Source organism: Veillonella parvula (assembly GCF_024461875.1).
Taxonomy (GTDB): domain Bacteria; phylum Bacillota; class Negativicutes; order Veillonellales; family Veillonellaceae; genus Veillonella; species Veillonella parvula_I.
Window position 1 is genome coordinate 1 of the sequence record NZ_JANGAL010000143.1, and the last position, 220, is coordinate 220.

Consider the following 220-nt stretch of genomic DNA (forward strand, 5'->3'; position numbering starts at 1 on the left):
GAAAGAAAAAAGGAGTGACGGGAAAAGTATACAGTATTCTTCTGATTGCTGTTTTAGCTGTGGGCACATATTACATTGCAAAGACAAATGATATGATCGCGGCAATTACAAGCGGCGGTTCAAAAGTTGATAAGATGGTAGTGGCTGTTTTAAAAGATGATCCGGCAGAAACATTGGAGGATACATCCGATTACGAGTTCGGAGTTCAATTTAATACCGG

The 220-nt window shown here is 40.0% G+C and carries 1 protein-coding gene; it reads left to right on the forward strand.

Annotated elements, in window-relative coordinates; all coding sequences use genetic code 11:
• The coding region (locus NE668_RS10150; RefSeq protein ID WP_256196940.1) for a hypothetical protein at positions 1–220 on the forward strand (220 nt) is incomplete at both ends.